16 protein-coding genes are annotated in these 15,314 nt (G+C 41.6%); 11 read left to right on the top strand and 5 right to left on the bottom strand.

Going from position 1 to position 15,314, the window contains the following annotated elements:
• Nucleotides 1–12: 12 nt before the first annotated feature.
• Complete coding sequence (locus R8P61_09430) at nucleotides 13–1,257, bottom strand: DUF1015 family protein (GenBank protein MDW3647274.1); 1,245 nt, start codon at nucleotides 1,255–1,257, stop codon at nucleotides 13–15.
• Nucleotides 1,258–1,476: 219 nt separating this feature from the next.
• Between R8P61_09430 and R8P61_09425 the strand changes: the two genes are divergently transcribed.
• The 6 genes from R8P61_09425 (at nucleotide 1,477) to R8P61_09400 (ending at nucleotide 7,131) form a co-directional block, all read left to right on the top strand.
• Nucleotides 1,477–2,214: an inorganic pyrophosphatase gene (locus R8P61_09425; protein MDW3647273.1), complete on the top strand. Its 738-nt coding sequence runs from the start codon at nucleotides 1,477–1,479 to the stop codon at nucleotides 2,212–2,214.
• A gap of 649 nt (nucleotides 2,215–2,863) precedes the next feature.
• Complete coding sequence (locus tag R8P61_09420) at nucleotides 2,864–3,853, top strand: ketoacyl-ACP synthase III (protein MDW3647272.1); 990 nt, start codon at nucleotides 2,864–2,866, stop codon at nucleotides 3,851–3,853.
• A gap of 53 nt (nucleotides 3,854–3,906) precedes the next feature.
• Complete coding sequence (locus R8P61_09415; protein MDW3647271.1) at nucleotides 3,907–5,085, top strand: acetyl-CoA C-acyltransferase; 1,179 nt, start codon at nucleotides 3,907–3,909, stop codon at nucleotides 5,083–5,085.
• Between the two features lie 77 nt (nucleotides 5,086–5,162).
• Nucleotides 5,163–6,227: a hypothetical protein gene (locus R8P61_09410; GenBank protein MDW3647270.1), complete on the top strand. Its 1,065-nt coding sequence runs from the start codon at nucleotides 5,163–5,165 to the stop codon at nucleotides 6,225–6,227.
• A 29-nt stretch (nucleotides 6,228–6,256) separates the two neighbouring features.
• Nucleotides 6,257–6,670 carry a DoxX family protein gene (locus R8P61_09405; GenBank protein MDW3647269.1) on the top strand — a complete coding sequence of 138 codons (414 nt, stop codon included), beginning with the start codon at nucleotides 6,257–6,259 and terminating at the stop codon, nucleotides 6,668–6,670.
• Nucleotides 6,667–7,131 (top strand): GNAT family N-acetyltransferase, encoded by a 465-nt coding sequence (locus R8P61_09400; protein ID MDW3647268.1) that lies wholly within the window; start codon nucleotides 6,667–6,669, stop codon nucleotides 7,129–7,131. The genes R8P61_09405 and R8P61_09400 overlap by 4 nt, the downstream gene beginning before the upstream one ends.
• Here R8P61_09400 and R8P61_09395 read toward each other — a convergent pair whose 3' ends face one another.
• The 3 genes from R8P61_09395 to R8P61_09385 form a co-directional block, all read right to left on the bottom strand.
• Nucleotides 7,132–7,554 (bottom strand): molybdenum cofactor biosynthesis protein MoaE, encoded by a 423-nt coding sequence (locus R8P61_09395; protein ID MDW3647267.1) that lies wholly within the window; start codon nucleotides 7,552–7,554, stop codon nucleotides 7,132–7,134.
• A gap of 2 nt (nucleotides 7,555–7,556) precedes the next feature.
• A complete protein-coding gene (locus R8P61_09390) occupies nucleotides 7,557–7,799 on the bottom strand; it encodes a MoaD/ThiS family protein (GenBank protein ID MDW3647266.1) in 243 nt (80 codons plus the stop codon).
• A gap of 100 nt (nucleotides 7,800–7,899) precedes the next feature.
• Nucleotides 7,900–9,183: a two-component regulator propeller domain-containing protein gene (locus tag R8P61_09385; GenBank protein ID MDW3647265.1), complete on the bottom strand. Its 1,284-nt coding sequence runs from the start codon at nucleotides 9,181–9,183 to the stop codon at nucleotides 7,900–7,902.
• 67 nt (nucleotides 9,184–9,250) lie between these two features.
• Between R8P61_09385 and moaA the strand changes: the two genes are divergently transcribed.
• The 3 genes from moaA to R8P61_09370 all read left to right on the top strand — a co-directional run bounded on the left by moaA (nucleotide 9,251) and on the right by R8P61_09370 (nucleotide 12,414).
• The gene (gene moaA, locus R8P61_09380) at nucleotides 9,251–10,240 is read left to right on the top strand and encodes a GTP 3',8-cyclase MoaA (protein ID MDW3647264.1); all 990 of its coding nucleotides are present in this window, start codon (nucleotides 9,251–9,253) and stop codon (nucleotides 10,238–10,240) included.
• 20 nt (nucleotides 10,241–10,260) lie between these two features.
• Nucleotides 10,261–11,058 carry a TPM domain-containing protein gene (locus R8P61_09375; protein MDW3647263.1) on the top strand — a complete coding sequence of 266 codons (798 nt, stop codon included), beginning with the start codon at nucleotides 10,261–10,263 and terminating at the stop codon, nucleotides 11,056–11,058.
• 66 nt (nucleotides 11,059–11,124) lie between these two features.
• The gene (locus R8P61_09370; protein ID MDW3647262.1) at nucleotides 11,125–12,414 is read left to right on the top strand and encodes an amidohydrolase family protein; all 1,290 of its coding nucleotides are present in this window, start codon (nucleotides 11,125–11,127) and stop codon (nucleotides 12,412–12,414) included.
• On the opposite strand, the gene R8P61_09365 is transcribed toward R8P61_09370, so the two are convergent.
• Nucleotides 12,415–13,167: a class I SAM-dependent methyltransferase gene (locus tag R8P61_09365; GenBank protein MDW3647261.1), complete on the bottom strand. Its 753-nt coding sequence runs from the start codon at nucleotides 13,165–13,167 to the stop codon at nucleotides 12,415–12,417.
• Between the two features lie 183 nt (nucleotides 13,168–13,350).
• Here R8P61_09365 and R8P61_09360 point away from each other — a divergent pair, with 183 nt between their 5' ends.
• Nucleotides 13,351–14,343 carry a type I phosphomannose isomerase catalytic subunit gene (locus R8P61_09360; GenBank protein ID MDW3647260.1) on the top strand — a complete coding sequence of 331 codons (993 nt, stop codon included), beginning with the start codon at nucleotides 13,351–13,353 and terminating at the stop codon, nucleotides 14,341–14,343.
• Between the two features lie 120 nt (nucleotides 14,344–14,463).
• Nucleotides 14,464–15,309, top strand: a complete 846-nt coding sequence (locus R8P61_09355; GenBank protein ID MDW3647259.1) for a DUF4230 domain-containing protein — start codon at nucleotides 14,464–14,466, stop codon at nucleotides 15,307–15,309.
• The last annotated feature ends 5 nt before the right edge of the window (nucleotides 15,310–15,314 follow it).

Raw genomic sequence — 15,314 nt, 5'->3', positions numbered from 1 at the left:
ATATTCAACTTTCTAGAGAAACTTATGAACAACCAGCCCACTCCTGAGTTTGGGCTCAAACCAGGTGGTCTTGGGAGGCATTATATTTCCGGAATCTGCTATATCAATCAATTGTTGCATAGACACCGGATATAAGGCAAATGCCAATTTCATTTCGCCATTATCAACTCTTCTTTCCAATTCTCCCAAGCCTCGAATTCCTCCTACAAAGTCAATTCTCTTATCTCTGCGTAGATCTTTGATTCCGAGAATTGGTTCCAGGATATATTTGGATAAAATAGTTACATCCAGCACTCCAATAGGATCACTATCATCATAGGTATCCTCATGGGCTTTCAAAGAATACCAATTATTGCCCAGATACATACTGAGCTCATGGAGTTGATCAGGCTTATACTGCGCAGATTCTTCTTTTACCTCAAAATGTTCCTGGATTTTCTCAATAAAATCAGCTTTCTCAAGACCATTTAAATCCTTAACAACTCGATTATAATCAATAATTGTCAGCTGATCATCCGGAAAATGAACCGCCATAAAATAGTTATAGGCCTCTTTTCCTGTATGCTGAGAATTTTCTGCTTGCAAATCAGCTCCAACTAAAGCAGCAGCAGCAGTTCGGTGATGACCGTCCGCCACATAAGTATAGGGAACCTTTTCCTCAAACAAGCTAATGATTTCCTGAATTTGAGCCGGATCATTTACCACCCATAAAGTATGTCCGAATCCATCATCTGCAACAAAATCGTATTCCGGCTCATTTTTTTGAATCTCAGCCACCAGTTCATCCAGTTCTTTCACTGCAGGATAAGCAAAGAATACGGGTTCGGCATTCATTCCGGATACCCGCACATGCTTTTTCCTGTCCTCTTCCTTTACCGGGCGGGTCAATTCATGTTTTTTGATGACTCCATCCAGGTAATCTGAAACAGCAGCGGCAGCCAGTATGCCTGACTGGAACTTCCCGTTCATTTCCTGTCGGTAAATATAGAGGCAGTCCTCTCCATCCTGAAAGAAAGCCCCGGAATCTACCAAACGAGTAAAATTATCCCTTCCTTTTTCATACACCTTGTCGTCGTAAGGATTGATATCTTCTGGTAAATCAATTTCCGGTTTTACCACATACAGAAAGGAATCCGGATTTCCTTTTACCTCTTCTCTAGCTTCTTGAGAATTGAGAACATCATAGGGCCTGGATGCCACATTTTTGGCTTTTTCAGCTTTTGGGCGAAATCCAGCAAATGCTTTAATAATTGCCATATTTTTAGCGTTGAATTAGGAAAATGAATCTCGGGTTCTTCAGATTTGCTTCTGGAGGATCTTTTCTGCCCGCGAAATAGCTTTTTTAGGCAGAAAAAAACAAACCAAATCAGAATTAGGCATGTATTATGTATAAAGATAACAGGTCTAAACTGAGCTCTTTTCGAATAGAAAGTAATTATATTTTAACGTAGATAGCATAAACAAAAGACAGAAAAAATGGGACAAAATTCATTAACGAGAATTTGGGAGTTGATTGGCTTGCGGTATAAATCTCATCCCTGGCATGGGGTTCAGATAGGTCCGGAAGCTCCGGAACTTGTTACCTCTTTTATAGAGGTTGTACCTACTGACACGGTAAAGTATGAAGTTGACAAAGCAACCGGATACCTGAAAGTTGACAGGCCTCAAAAATTCTCCAATATTGTTCCAGCGCTTTATGGATTTATTCCGCAGACTTATTGTGGAGATGAGGTAGCTACTTATTGTATGGAAAAAAGTGGAAGGAAAAATATCGTTGGAGATGGAGATCCTCTGGATATATGTGTATTGACAGAACGAGACATTACCCATGGCGACATCCTTGTCCCGGCCATTCCTATTGGTGGGTTTAGAATGATTGATGGCGGAGAAGCCGATGATAAGATCATTGCAATTCTGAAAGGAGATGAAGTTTATGAAGAATGGAAAGATATTCTTGATTGTCCGAGTTCAATTGTAAGAAGACTTGAGCATTATTTCCTCACATATAAGCAAATGCCCGGTGCAGATGAGAAGAAATGTGAGATTACAGATGTCTATGGCAGGGAGGAAGCTCTCGAAATTATCAACCGAAGCATGAAGGATTATCGATTGAAGTTTGGTAATCTGGAAAACAAACTTTCAGTCGCCACTCTCCGCATGATCAATTTTGGCCAGAGCTGGCAGGAAGCCCTTTCAGAAGAAGGGGAAATATAAAATGAAGCTTCTGACGGTCTTTTCCTTAATACTAAACCATACTAAAGACCAAAACCGTAGGCTTCTCTAAGTTTAAAGTATTAAAATTGAATTTTTATCCTTACTCAAGATTCTTTGGAGAGTTTTGAGGTAAAAAGATAATGCCCTATTGAATCGAGCTTAACAGATAGTTAAATTTTATCTGTTTCAGTTTTCATGAGTCTTCCCTTCTCGTCGTAATACCTGGTAGTAGTAAAGGTATGTTTATCCGTTGTGGTAGTACTTGTCTCTCTGCGCCAACCTCTAGGTATATTATTTGATGTATTGTAGCCTTTATTTGATACCCCTCCAAGGGGGCTTTTTCCATCCCATCGAGTAAACTCTTTAGACCCTTGTTTTCTATCTGAAGGATTTACGTCCGGTTTTGACAAAGGCTTCGTACTTGTTGAATTATTTGTAGAACTAGCAGCCCATGCTATGATTGCAATTAGACCTATGGAAAATAAAATTAGTAGTAACATCGTCTCCTTTTATTCAAAATATCGAAAACAAGAATCTTTTCAAAATAGTCTTTCCTGTTACATTTCAGGTTACTATAATTTTTGTATTTTAGGTACTCGATGAGCAAACAGCTCTTCGGGGTATTTTTAGGATTGACAAAGCGGTATTCATGCGTAATGCGGTGATAAGATCGTCAGGAGCCTATGTCCCTTCACGGGTCCTTCCCAATAGCTATTTTGATGAAAGCCTTGGGGAAGATGTTAGCACCTGGCTTTGTGGTAATTTACAGATCAAGGAAAGAAGATGGTGTGCTGAAGATGAGTCCACCATAGACCTTTGTATTCATGCGGCTAATCAAGCTCTGGACAGAGCGGGTTTGCAAGCCAAAGATTTGGACCTCATTATCGTCGCGACTGATACTCCTGAATACCTTACCCCTTCTACCGCATCTGTACTTCAATATCGTTTACAGGCAGGACATGCAGGTACCTTTGACCTGAATGCCGCATGCGCAGGTTTTATTACCGGACTAGATGTTGCGGCTAAGTATATCATGACTGATAAGCGATACAATCATGTCATGGTCGTCGGCGCCTATGCAATCTCCAAGTACCTGGATCAGACCAATAAGAAAACCGTCACCCTCTTTGCAGATGGGGCGGGTGCTATTATTTTGGGGTCAGAGGAGGGAGGCTCAGCTGGTTACCTTGGCAGTGAACTGATTACCCTGGGTCAATACTATGACGGCATGGGTATCTATGGAGGAGGGACCAAACATCCCATCACCCCAGAGAGCATTCAGAAAGGGGAAGACAAATTGAGGATTAATTATCGATTTCCTCCAGAGCTCAACCCTCAGGTATGGACAACCATGGCAAGAAATCTGGGAAAGAGATTTGACTTCAGCCCAATGGAAGTCAAACAATATATTCTCACCCAAATCAATATAAATAGCATCCGACAAACCCTTGACAATCTCAAGGTCCCACACGATCGCGCTCACACTTCAATGGAATATTATGCATATACAGGTTCTGCCTGTATACCAATTACCTTCAACTCGGCGATGGAGAAGGGATTAATTCAAAAAAATGATCTGGTTATGATGATAGGATCAGGGAGCGGACTAAGTTTTGGAAGCGTAGCTTTCCGTTTTTGAATTGCAGAATTAAGCGTAATTTGCAGAGCTGAATATTTTAAGCAATAATATATATGAATGAAGTTTATATCGTCTCTGCGGTCAGAACTCCAATAGGAAGCTTTGGTGGAATGTTTGCCAATGTAGATGCTACCAAATTAGGAGCCGCAGCGATAAAAGGAGCTTTGGAAAAAGCTCAGGTTAATGCTTCCCAGGTGGAAGAAGTTTTTATGGGCAATGTTTGTTCTGCAAATTTAGGACAGGCACCTGCTAGGCAGGCTGCTTTGGCTGCCGGGATTGGCTATGAAGTACCTTGTACTACGGTCAATAAAGTATGTTCTTCCGGGGCAAAGTCTATTATGTTGGCCGCTCAAAGCATCAAGATGGGCGGAGCAGATATCATGGTAGCGGGAGGAATGGAAAATATGTCAATGGTTCCTTACTACGTTCCAAAAGCTCGCTTTGGGTACAAATATGGAGACGCCAGCCTGATTGATGGTTTAGCGAAAGATGGACTCATGGATCCCTATGATCAGCATGCCATGGGTATCTATGCAGATAGAACTGCTGAAAAATACAACATCAGTCGTGAAGAGCAGGATAGCTTTGCTATATCTTCTTATGAAAGATCAGCGGAAGCTACTGAAAGTGGTAAATTTGCAGGAGAGATTGTTTCCGTCATGGTTCCTCAAAGGAAAGGGGATCCGCTGGAGATCAAAGAAGATGAAGAATATAAAAAGGTTCGCTTTGAAAAGATTCCTTCTCTTCGTCCGGCATTCACAAAAGACGGGACTGTAACAGCAGCCAATGCTTCTACGATCAATGATGGCGCCAGTGCCCTCGTTCTCGTTAGCGAGAAGAAGATGAAAGAATTGGGATTAAAGCCTTTGGCAAGAATTGTATCCTTTGCTGATGCTGCACAAGAGCCTGCATGGTTTACTACAGCTCCTACCTTGGCCGCCCCAAAAGCCTTGAAAATGGCAGGCATGAGCCTGAAAGATGTAGATTACTTTGAAGTTAATGAAGCTTTTTCTGTTGTTACATTAGCCTTTAATAAAGTATTGGACATTGACAGAGAAAAAGTTAATATTCACGGAGGAGCTGTCTCTTTGGGACATCCCCTAGGTGCATCCGGCGCACGCATTGTCACAACCTTAAATGGGGTTTTACAACAAAACGATGCCAGCATAGGATGTGCAGCTATTTGTAATGGAGGAGGAGGAGCCTCTTCTATAGTACTTGAAAAAGCATAATGAGCCTAAAGCGCTTATTCATATTACTTTTTATATCATTGTTTTTATTTGGAAAGCAAGGTGTTATCGCACGCCCCTTGCTTTCCTTCTTTTCCGATTCTGATCCAGCCACTTTTCAAAGCCTTATTTCTCGACCTCAGATCAAAGAGATTCTGCTGGAAATGGGCGCAGAACTCAGAATTGGTATAGATGACTTCTCAGACGAAAGGGCAGCAAATATCCGTTTGTTGAATGAAGCCGGCATTCCTGTCTTTGCCTGGATAAGGGCCCCAAAAGCCCAGTCATATACCTTTCGAATAGATAATGTATCCAGCCTGCTCAAACGCTATCAAAGTTTCAAAAGCTGGTCTGATAGCCATGGCTTACAGTGGGCAGGAATAGGAGTTGACCTCAGGCCAGCTCCCGAAGAGTTGCAAAAATGGGCAGAGCAACCCATGTTGAGCGCATGGAATGCATATCTCAATCTATTTGAACAAGAGGAATTGCAATTGGCCTTACCTCTTTTTCAGGAATTCAAGACGGCTGTTCATAGAGATGGCTATGTACTCGAAAGTTATGTCCTGCCTTTTAGTCTGGATGAAAAGCCTGAAGAAGCCAAGGCCCTTCAATATATGGGGCAAATCCTCAATGTAGAAACGGATAGAATCATTCCTCTTTGCCATACCAATACCCCTTATGTCTATCCTGCAAGTATCCTGGATTATGGAGCAAGAGCTCAAAGAGTTGGACTGGGAAGTACTTCCAGCCAGTCCTTTGAAGGTTTGATGTCTCAAGAGGCCCTGGATTGGGAAAGCTTGTCCAGAGACCTTAGACTGGCCCATGATGTTTGTCAGGAAATTCATTTATCCAGCCTGGAAAGCATAGCTGCTAATGGCTGGTTGGAAGCCCTGGCAGATTTTGATTTTTCTGTACCTGTCTTTCTTTATAGTAAAGAACTGGAAGATCAGGAAAACCAGGCATTCGTTTCTCAGCAGGCATTCAAAGCCCTTTCCTATCCTGTATTAAGTACGGCCGCTCTTATTGTACTTGCTATCCTGAGCATCTTATTCTCTTTCTTCTTTATTCGCTTTCTCTTTAGCTGGAAAAAGAAAAATGCGGCTAACCAACAGGAAGAAATAGATTATGAAATCATTTCTGGCTAATTTCGAGCCAGAACAATAAGGATAATAACATGGAATTACTACAAGCTATACCATCCGCCCGGATGATTGCGGCTGCATTTTTAGCCATACTTTTTCTACAATCAGGCATAGATAAACTTGTCGACTGGAAAGGGAATCTATCCTGGTTACAGGATCATTTCAAAAATAGTCCCCTCAAAAATATGGTCCCGGCTAATCTAGGAATCATCACTTTTCTGGAATTGCTGACAGGTATCGTATCCGGCATTGGTTTAGTCATGCTAATCGTTGATGGCTCAACAGATTTTGCTATGGTAGGAGCTCAACTGGCTGGCTTAAGTCTGGTTATGCTGTTTTTTGGACAAAGAGTGGCCAAAGATTATGAAGGAGCCGCAACTCTGATATCCTATGCCTCTTTTGTTCTGATTGCAATCGTACTATTTTCTGATATTGCTGCTGGATGACGCGAATTGTTTCTGTAAAAACAAAGGAAGAACTGGAAGCAATTCGATCGCTTTTTATCAGCTACGGATTGTGGAGAAATCACGATGCAGCTCTTGGTGATTTTCAAAAAGAACTGGATGAATTGCCAGGGAAGTATGGCCCTCCTGATGGCGCCCTGTTTTTGGCAGAGGAAGAAGGACAGCCAGCCGGGATGATCGCTTATCAAAAAATTGGAGAAGGAATCTGCGAAATGAAACGCATGTTTGTCCTGGATGATTTTAGGAAAAGAGGGATAGGGAAAAAATTGGTTGAGCTTCTAATCGCGGAGGCAAAAAGGAATGGCTACCAGCGCATGAGGCTGGATACGCATCCACGCATGAAAGCAGCACATCGCCTTTATGCCCAAATGGGATTTTACGAAATAGAAAGATATAACCAGAATCCTACTCCCGGAATCCGCTTTTTCGAACAAAAATTATAATCAGGGGTGAGCAGCAACCCAGACTTCTCCATCTTCAAAAATCTCTTTCTTCCAGATGGGAACGGTTTGCTTTAAGGTATCAATTACAAATTTGCAGGCTTCAAAAGAAGCATTTCTATGGGGAGTAGAAACTGCAATGATTACAGCCGTTTCACCTATGCCTAAGGTTCCTACTCGGTGATGAATAGCCATTTTCTTTACCGGCCACCTTTCTGAAGCTTCCTCCGCCAATTTAGCCATTTCGGATATCGCCATTTTTTCATAAGCTTCAAAGTCCAGTTTCAACACCGGCTTTCCTTTGGTCTGATTCCGAACTGTTCCTACAAAAATATCTATGGCTCCGCAGCCATCATCCGTCACCATTTGAGTAATTTTCTCCAGCTCAAGTGGCTTTTCACTAATATGTATCAGGGGTAAATTCATACTCATCCTCCACTTACCGGTGGGATTAGCACCACCTCGTCTTTTTCCGTTATTTCTTTAGTATTATCCGCATATTCATTGTTCACAGCCACCTTCAGACTTGTCAAGTCAACGAGTTGAGGATATTTTTCGCCCAAATCCTTTAATAAGCCTCCAACAGTTTGGGCACCTTCCCAGCTATATTCTACTTCTCTTGCTCCCAGTATATCTTTCGTAATACCAAAAGCCACCAGATTTATTTTCATCCTATCGATTTTATTATTCTCAAATTTAGCAGTTTTATCCAAGAAAAAAGCCCCCTAATACAAAATTGTATCAGGAGGCCTAATGATTGAATTATTATGACTATTGGAGGAAAATTTTCCTCATTGTATGCGCATCTCCTGCCTTTATAGAGAAGAGATACAAGCCCTTTGCAATACTACTTGACAAAGGAAATTCAAAATTATGTACGCCAGCCGGATAGGCTTTATTTGCCCAACTATAGACCTTTTTTCCCTGCCAGTCATACAAGTCTATGCTCAACTTCTCCGAGCTGGATAGCTCAAGACTCGCATAGATCATGTCCTGATTGATTACAGGATTTGGATAAGGGCCGTTTAGGCTATGTCCCATTTCTTCCAGGGAGGGAGCTATTGAAGTTGAAGTAGCTATAACCCGATCAAAGTGAGCCACTCCGTTTTCAGTTGCAATCCAGGCAGTACCATCCTGTGGATCAATGAGGATATCTCTGATCCGATCATCGGGCAAACCAGAATTTGCAGAGAGGAAATTTGTCCAGCCTTTTGGCGTATTGACTCCTATGCCTCCTTCGGTTCCGACCCAAATATTACCCTGGCTATCGATGGTAATCGTATTAGCCTTGATATTAGGTAGAGCCGTATTATTGGGAGTAAAGGTCTGCCAATTATTATTGAGCGTTCGCTTGAACACCCCACCATCACTCGCGATCCAAAGATTGCCACTTACATCAAAGACAAAATCATTGATAAATGAATTTGGCAAACCATCGGAACGATTCACGGTGAACCAGTTGTTCCCATCAAACCAGGCAAGACCACCTGGATAATTTCCAAATGGATGGGTACCCACCCAGATTTGCCCGAAGGCATCTTTCTTGACAGCCTTGACTTTCTCGCTGGGAAAGCGAGAAGTACTATCATTATAAACGTTCCAAACACTTCCATTGTAGTGCCTTAGGCCACTTTCGCTAGCCACCCATATCGAGCCATCCTCCGGATCAGAAAAGATATCATTGGTCCCGCTGAAAACAGGTCCTTGTTGTATCCAGTTTCCGGAATCGAGCCTGAATAAACCATAGAGTTGGGTGCCGATCCACATGGCATTATCGCCATCATAATAGGCCACTTCACTCACATAGTCCGAATCCAATCCTATGCCTGTCAGGCTAGGTCCCAGGTCCCAGCTGCTATCATTGCGGCGGGCCAATCCCTGTGTAGTGGCAACCCAAAGGTCTCCATGTACATCGAAACTCAGATCCTGGATCTGATTGGAAGGCAATACTGTGTTTTGGGTGTCAAAAACGTCCCAGAAAGGTGTTTGGGCGAGAACAGAAGCAGGTAACAGAATGAGCAAGGCAGATAGATAGAGTATAAATCTTCGCCTCATGTATTAATTAGAACTTACCGCTCTAATTTTTACAAGAATAATGCCTTTGATTTTTTATCTTGCAGATATGCTGTTAGATAATCACGGAAGATTACTCAACTATGTGAGGCTCGCGGTAACAGACAGGTGCAACTTGCGTTGCTTTTATTGTATGCCGGCTGAGGGAATAGAATATGTACCACGTGCAGAATTGCTAACCTATGAGGAAATGCTTAGGCTAGTCGAAATTTTGGCAAGCATGGGTATTTCAAAAGTCCGCATTACCGGTGGAGAGCCATTTGTCAGAAAAGGCCTGTCAGAATTCCTGGAAAAATTAAGAGAAACCGAAGGTATTGAATCGATTCACATTACAACCAATGGAGTATTAACTAAACGATACCTTCCGCTCTTAAAAAAGATCAGAATTGATTCCGTGAATTTAAGCATGGATACCCTTGATCCTGAACGATTTTTTACCATCACACGAAGGAACGAGCATCCCAAAGTTCTGGACTGCCTGTATGCTTTACTAGACGCTGGTATAAAAACCAAAGTCAATGCGGTGGTGATGGAAGGAAAAAACACAGAAGACATCCTGCCTTTTGCCCGATTTACAGAGAAGAATAAGGTCGGTATTCGCTTTATTGAAGAAATGCCTTTCAATGGAACTGGTAGAGATGGAAGTGGACTAAAATGGAATCACAAAAGAATTCTTGAACATATAAAAACAGAATTCCCCGAATTAAATAAATTGGATGACGGGCCTAATAGTACTTCTTTCAATTATCAAATTCCGGGATTCGCTGGTAGTATAGGTGTCATACCTGCATTTAGTCGTACCTTCTGTGGATCTTGCAATAGAATACGCATTACTCCCAAAGGAGAGATCAAAACCTGCCTCTATGATGAGGGCGTATTTAATATGATAGAAATGCTAAGAGATGGCTCTCCCAATGAAAAGATCAGGGATACTTTCCTTGACTTATTTCAAAAGAGGGCGAAAGATGGATTCGAAGCCCAGGCCAAACGCTCAAAAAGCGGTAAGGTACATGAGTCCATGTCAAGCATAGGTGGATAGATAGCCCATTTAGAATACCCATGAATAAACTCCCAAGTATCATCATCCTCATTCTGCTCTTGTTTCAAAGCTGTGCCTCAGATACTCGTACTTCTGAGCAAAGCATTTCTGATAAGCGAGTGCTGGATAAAGCTAGCATCCTCAAAAATTCAGAAAAAAAGCAATTGGAGAAACTCCTTCAGGCCTATGCGGATAGTAGTGGACTGGAACTGGGATTATATACGGTCGAAAAGCTGGAATCAGAACAGAGTATTCAGCAATTGGGGATTCAGGCATCTACCGAATTCAAGGCTGGAAAAGCGGGTCTCAATAATGGTGCTACCATTTTATTATCCAAACAAGATAGACAGGCAAAGGTAGAAGTTAATTATGGCCTGGAATGGGACATTCCTGTCGTAGATGCAAATGACATTCTTCAGGAAATGATACCTTTTCTGGCAAAAGATCAACATTTTGAAGCCTTTGAACTTGGCTTTCAGGCTCTCCATGATGCGGCCAAGATTCATAAGTGGGAAGTTTCCTATCCAGACTTCGGATCCTTAACAAAGGATTTACCGAATTCAGTAGGGAAGATTGTTAGCTTTAAATCCAAAGGTTTAACCCGAGGCTACAATAGTGTCCCAATTGAAATCCAGTTTCATCCGGACCTTTTTATTGAATTAAAGCCCAATGATTATGAAGGAGAAACTTTTCTAATTTTCTCCAATTATATGGTAGAAATGGTAAACGCCATCATCTATGCAGATGAAGCTCCTCAAATCTACGCTCGTGTCGCGGATTTGGAACCGCTTCAACTCCAGCTCCTCGGCATTCAATAAATTATGTCGCTTTCTTCCTGCCTTGAAATTTATTCCTAATTTTGCGGACGATCCAAAGCCGCTTCTATGAATAATTCTTCCTTGTTAAGAAAAGTACTGATCGCAATCATCCTATTGGTGAGCCTGAGTTCGGCTTTCCTTTATTTTAGTTTCACCAGTGGCATGTATGCGCATGAGGAGATTGAATACAAAAGTGTATTTATCAAAAATGGCACCCTCTTTAGTGGCCTCAATGAAGCTGAAATCAAAACCAATATCCTCATTCGGGCTGAGAGCATCAGCTGTATCGGAAGTGATTGTGAAGCACCGGAAGATGCCTGGCTGATAGATGCTGAGGGGATGTATATTATGCCTGCATTTATGGATTTAGGGGTTCAGTTTTATCGGGCAAGTGGGGAAGACCGGGAACTTTCTTCCTTCCAACAATTCTTTTCCTTTACCCGACAAAGACCAGAAGTGCGAAAGAATTTTCATCGAGCTGGTATCACGAGTATTCGTTCTGTAGGAGATGCTCCACAGAATATCCTCGTTTTGAGAGAACAATTGGCTAGTGGGAAACTTGCTGGCCCTCGCATATATGCTGCCGGACTTATGCTCAGCATAGAGGGAGCTTATCCCCTTGCTTCTGAATATCAGGGAAATGAGTTTATGTTGGAGAATGGAGTCAGAAGTTTAACCGGCCCCAATGAACTCCAGGAGGCAGTTGAAGAACTGAACAATCTTGAAGTGGATGGTTTTAAGCTTGTTTTTAAAAGCTTTGGGGGAAAGTATCCTATCATGGAAGCCGGAATATTAGAAGCAGCACTTAAAAAAGCTGATGAAAGAAATATCTGGGCAAGTGTTCTGACCGGCAATAATGAGGAATTGAAAACTGCTGTCAATGCAGGAGCAAAACTCATAGAAGGAGGGAGCCTGGCAAAACTGGATACAAGCCTTGTACAGCTGCTTAAGGCTCAGGAAGTAAGCTATCTACCTATGCTTTCTTCCCTGGAAGAGGAGGAAAAGCTATTAAATCAACAGATTGAGAATGTAAAACGCCTCTATGAAGCTGGCGTATCCATTGGATTAGCTACGGATAATAAAGCCTACCAAAGTTTTGGGAAAAGTATCCAGAGAGAAATGGAGCTTCTTGTAGAAGCGGGAATACCTGCATCCGAAGTAATTAAAGCAGCTAGCCTCGGCGCAGCTATTGCCATAAAAGTAGATGATAGATTGGGAAGTATTGAAGAAGGGAAACTGGCAGACATCCTCATTTCCTCAGGCAAAGCCTGGGAAGATATCTCACAGATAAAAAAACTTCAGTATGTGATTCAGGAAGGGAAAGTAATCATGGATAAAGGGGAATTGATCAATTGATCAGTTCACAATCTTGATCCAGGGATAAGGAGAATCTTTCTTTCTCAGGAGTCGCTTGAAAAAACCATAACTATAGAGGTATTCATAGTCATAATGGGAAAAATCCTGTTTGATATGAAAGTGATAAAATTCCATCATTTCTGAGCAGGCCAGTTTTTCGAAATACAATTCTTTCTGCTCTTTAGCCTCTTCGATCTGATTTTCAGTATGTATGGAACTATCGAAAATGTGAACTTCCCCTCCACCTTTCAGCAAACTTCTGCATCTGTTTATCAATTGCTGTAAATTGGAAAAATAAGGAATCGAATCGCCTATGATTACATAATCAAAACTTCCATCCTCAAATATGGGTTCATATACATTCCCATAACAAAACTTCAAATTCTCCGCGGGAAAAACTCGAGCTGCCTGCTCCAATTCAAATAAATTGATATCGAGGCCGTAGACCTCAACCCCTTCCAATTGAGCGATCTTATGGGTAATCCATCCATTTCCACAACCTAAATCCAGAATACGTACCCTGCCACCTTTCTTTTTGAGATAGTTATAGAGTCTTTTCACAGATTTACTTCTCAACTCCCATTCTTTTCTATGCAGATTATACAGGAAAGTTTTGGGCAATTCACTTACTTCTGCATCCGAAAGGACATAACTCTCCTTTTTCCGATACCGGATATAAGGAGTTTCAAAGTCGTAGGGGGATTCAGAAAGATGGTAAACGCCGTTTAGACGCTTCCAGTGTGTGCTGTCCATAGGGAAAAAGCTATGCTCAAATATATAAAATAATTGAAGCCCTTGTATATATGCTTCAAGGCTTTTTCCCATTGGCAGAATATGAAGTCATTTCCTCCATTCGGACGATATTTAAGACAAACAGAAAAAATGTAGGAAAAGAATGCGGACTGAAATATATATTTGCGCAGAATATTGATGTAGATGCAAGAATTATATCCTCTCACTTTTGAGACCATATTTAAAGACAAGCTCTGGGGCGGTGAAAAAATCCGTACAATATTAGGTAAAGACTTCAGCCCCTTACCCAATTGTGGGGAGACCTGGGAGATATCCGGAGTCAAAGGCAATGTTTCCATTGTAAAAGAAGGAAAACTTGCGGGTGAAAGCCTGAGAAGTTTGATCGAGACTTATAAAGGGAAGTTGATGGGAGAAAGGGTATATGAGAAATTTGGCAATGAGTTCCCGCTCTTGGTAAAATTTATTGATGCAAATGCAGATCTTTCAATTCAGGTTCATCCCGATGATGCCCTGGCTCGTCAACGCCACGATTCTTTTGGCAAAAGTGAGATGTGGTATATCTTTCAAGCAGACCCGGGTTCCAAATTGATTGCGGGATTCAATAGAGAATTGGATAAGAATACCTATGTCGAATATTTTGAAAGTGGTAGATTAACAGAAATCCTCAACCAGGAGGAAGTTGATGCAGATGATGTATTCTACTTACCCGCAGGACGGGTTCATACGATAGGGAAAGGATTATTACTCGCAGAAATTCAGCAAACTTCAGACATCACCTATCGCATTTATGATTTTGATCGGGTAGATGCAGAGGGAAACAAAAGAGAATTGCATGTAGAACAGGCCCTTGATGCCATTGACTACAATTTTTATCCCCAATATAAAACCGAGTACGAAGCCAAAGAAAATTCAGCGGATACTATTGTCACTTCGCCTTATTTCTCTACCCAAAGGTTACATTGTACCCAATCCATAGCTCGGGATTATTCAGATCTGGATTCCTTCGTTATCCTCGTTTGTGTTGGTGGAGAATTGGAATTGAATTATCCTGGAGGAAAAATGGAGATGAAACTGGGTGATGCTAGTCTTATTCCTGCAAGCATCAATTACCTGGAACTTCACCCAAAAGGAGAATTTAAGCTTTTGGAAGCATATGTACCTAAGGAAAATGCTTAAGCATTCTCTCAGGTAAACCGACAAATCTTTCCGTTTAAACGCATGAAAGCCGCTTTTTTGCCTTTGATGGTAGAATAATATACCTGAATATGTATATTATGTTCCACAAAGAATTTTACTATGGCAAAAAAGCCGGGCAATTCGAGGTCTTTGGACCCTGCCAGTGAACAACAAACCAAACTGCTCCAACAAATCAAGAATCTCTTATCTAATTCGCAAGATGACGATGATGATATTTGGAGTACTGCAATCATTGGGGTAATCGTCGTAGGGGTACTTATCGCTGCCTTCTTCCTCTTAAGACCTCTGATCTGGAAGGAAAAGAAAGTAGATCCTGCCTATTCAAAGGTAGAAGCGATCAAGCGGATCAAAGAGCTCCAGCTGGTCAAGCACCATTATGAAACCATTATTCCGATTACAAAACCGGCAAAAGGTAATAATGATCCAAAATTGCAGTTTTTGATGGTCGCTCCAGCTGAGGTTAATGGCTTTATTGACCTCTCCAAACTGAAATTTACCGTCGAAGAAGACAGCCTGATCAAAGTAATGCTTCCTCCTTCCGAGATTTCCCAAACTCTTATCAGCCTCAAAAACACCAAAGAATACACCTTCCAACGTTCCTTCTGGCAAAAATTCAAAGAGAACCTGGATCGAAAAACCAATTATTTGTCCGCCTATGATCGCATTCGTTCTGCCATAGATAGCGCAAGGGCAGACATTAGAAACAGAGCCATCATCAATGGAATCCTGGATGATACCCAGGATAAAGCAGAGGACTACATCAGAAATATGGTCAACAATCTGGGCTATCGGGTGGAATTTGAAGAGAACCCGAACATCATGGTAACAGACAGTGTCAATTTCATCTATGAGAAATTGATCAATACAGCTGAACCCTCAGAACGGGAAAAGTATAAATTGAATTTGTTTCGCCTCCTGAGAAAAAGTAAGAACCTCCTACCCTAGTCTAT

The organism is Bacteroidia bacterium (genome assembly GCA_033391075.1).
In the GTDB taxonomy this organism is placed as follows: domain Bacteria; phylum Bacteroidota; class Bacteroidia; order J057; family J057; genus JAWPMV01.
This window is presented reverse-complemented; position numbering and strand designations above follow the sequence as displayed.

Coding starts and splice junctions, on each gene's coding strand:
- R8P61_09430 (MDW3647274.1), bottom strand. CDS start 1,257: ATGGCAATTATTAAAGCATTTGCTGGATTTCGCCCAAAAGCTGAAAAA.
- R8P61_09425 (MDW3647273.1), top strand. CDS start 1,477: ATGGGACAAAATTCATTAACGAGAATTTGGGAGTTGATTGGCTTGCGG.
- R8P61_09420 (MDW3647272.1), top strand. CDS start 2,864: ATGCGTAATGCGGTGATAAGATCGTCAGGAGCCTATGTCCCTTCACGG.
- R8P61_09415 (MDW3647271.1), top strand. CDS start 3,907: ATGAATGAAGTTTATATCGTCTCTGCGGTCAGAACTCCAATAGGAAGC.
- R8P61_09405 (MDW3647269.1), top strand. CDS start 6,257: ATGGAATTACTACAAGCTATACCATCCGCCCGGATGATTGCGGCTGCA.
- R8P61_09400 (MDW3647268.1), top strand. CDS start 6,667: ATGACGCGAATTGTTTCTGTAAAAACAAAGGAAGAACTGGAAGCAATT.
- R8P61_09395 (MDW3647267.1), bottom strand. CDS start 7,554: ATGAATTTACCCCTGATACATATTAGTGAAAAGCCACTTGAGCTGGAG.
- R8P61_09390 (MDW3647266.1), bottom strand. CDS start 7,799: ATGAAAATAAATCTGGTGGCTTTTGGTATTACGAAAGATATACTGGGA.
- R8P61_09385 (MDW3647265.1), bottom strand. CDS start 9,183: ATGAGGCGAAGATTTATACTCTATCTATCTGCCTTGCTCATTCTGTTA.
- moaA (MDW3647264.1), top strand. CDS start 9,251: ATGCTGTTAGATAATCACGGAAGATTACTCAACTATGTGAGGCTCGCG.
- R8P61_09375 (MDW3647263.1), top strand. CDS start 10,261: ATGAATAAACTCCCAAGTATCATCATCCTCATTCTGCTCTTGTTTCAA.
- R8P61_09370 (MDW3647262.1), top strand. CDS start 11,125: ATGAATAATTCTTCCTTGTTAAGAAAAGTACTGATCGCAATCATCCTA.
- R8P61_09365 (MDW3647261.1), bottom strand. CDS start 13,167: ATGGACAGCACACACTGGAAGCGTCTAAACGGCGTTTACCATCTTTCT.
- R8P61_09360 (MDW3647260.1), top strand. CDS start 13,351: ATGCAAGAATTATATCCTCTCACTTTTGAGACCATATTTAAAGACAAG.
- R8P61_09355 (MDW3647259.1), top strand. CDS start 14,464: ATGGCAAAAAAGCCGGGCAATTCGAGGTCTTTGGACCCTGCCAGTGAA.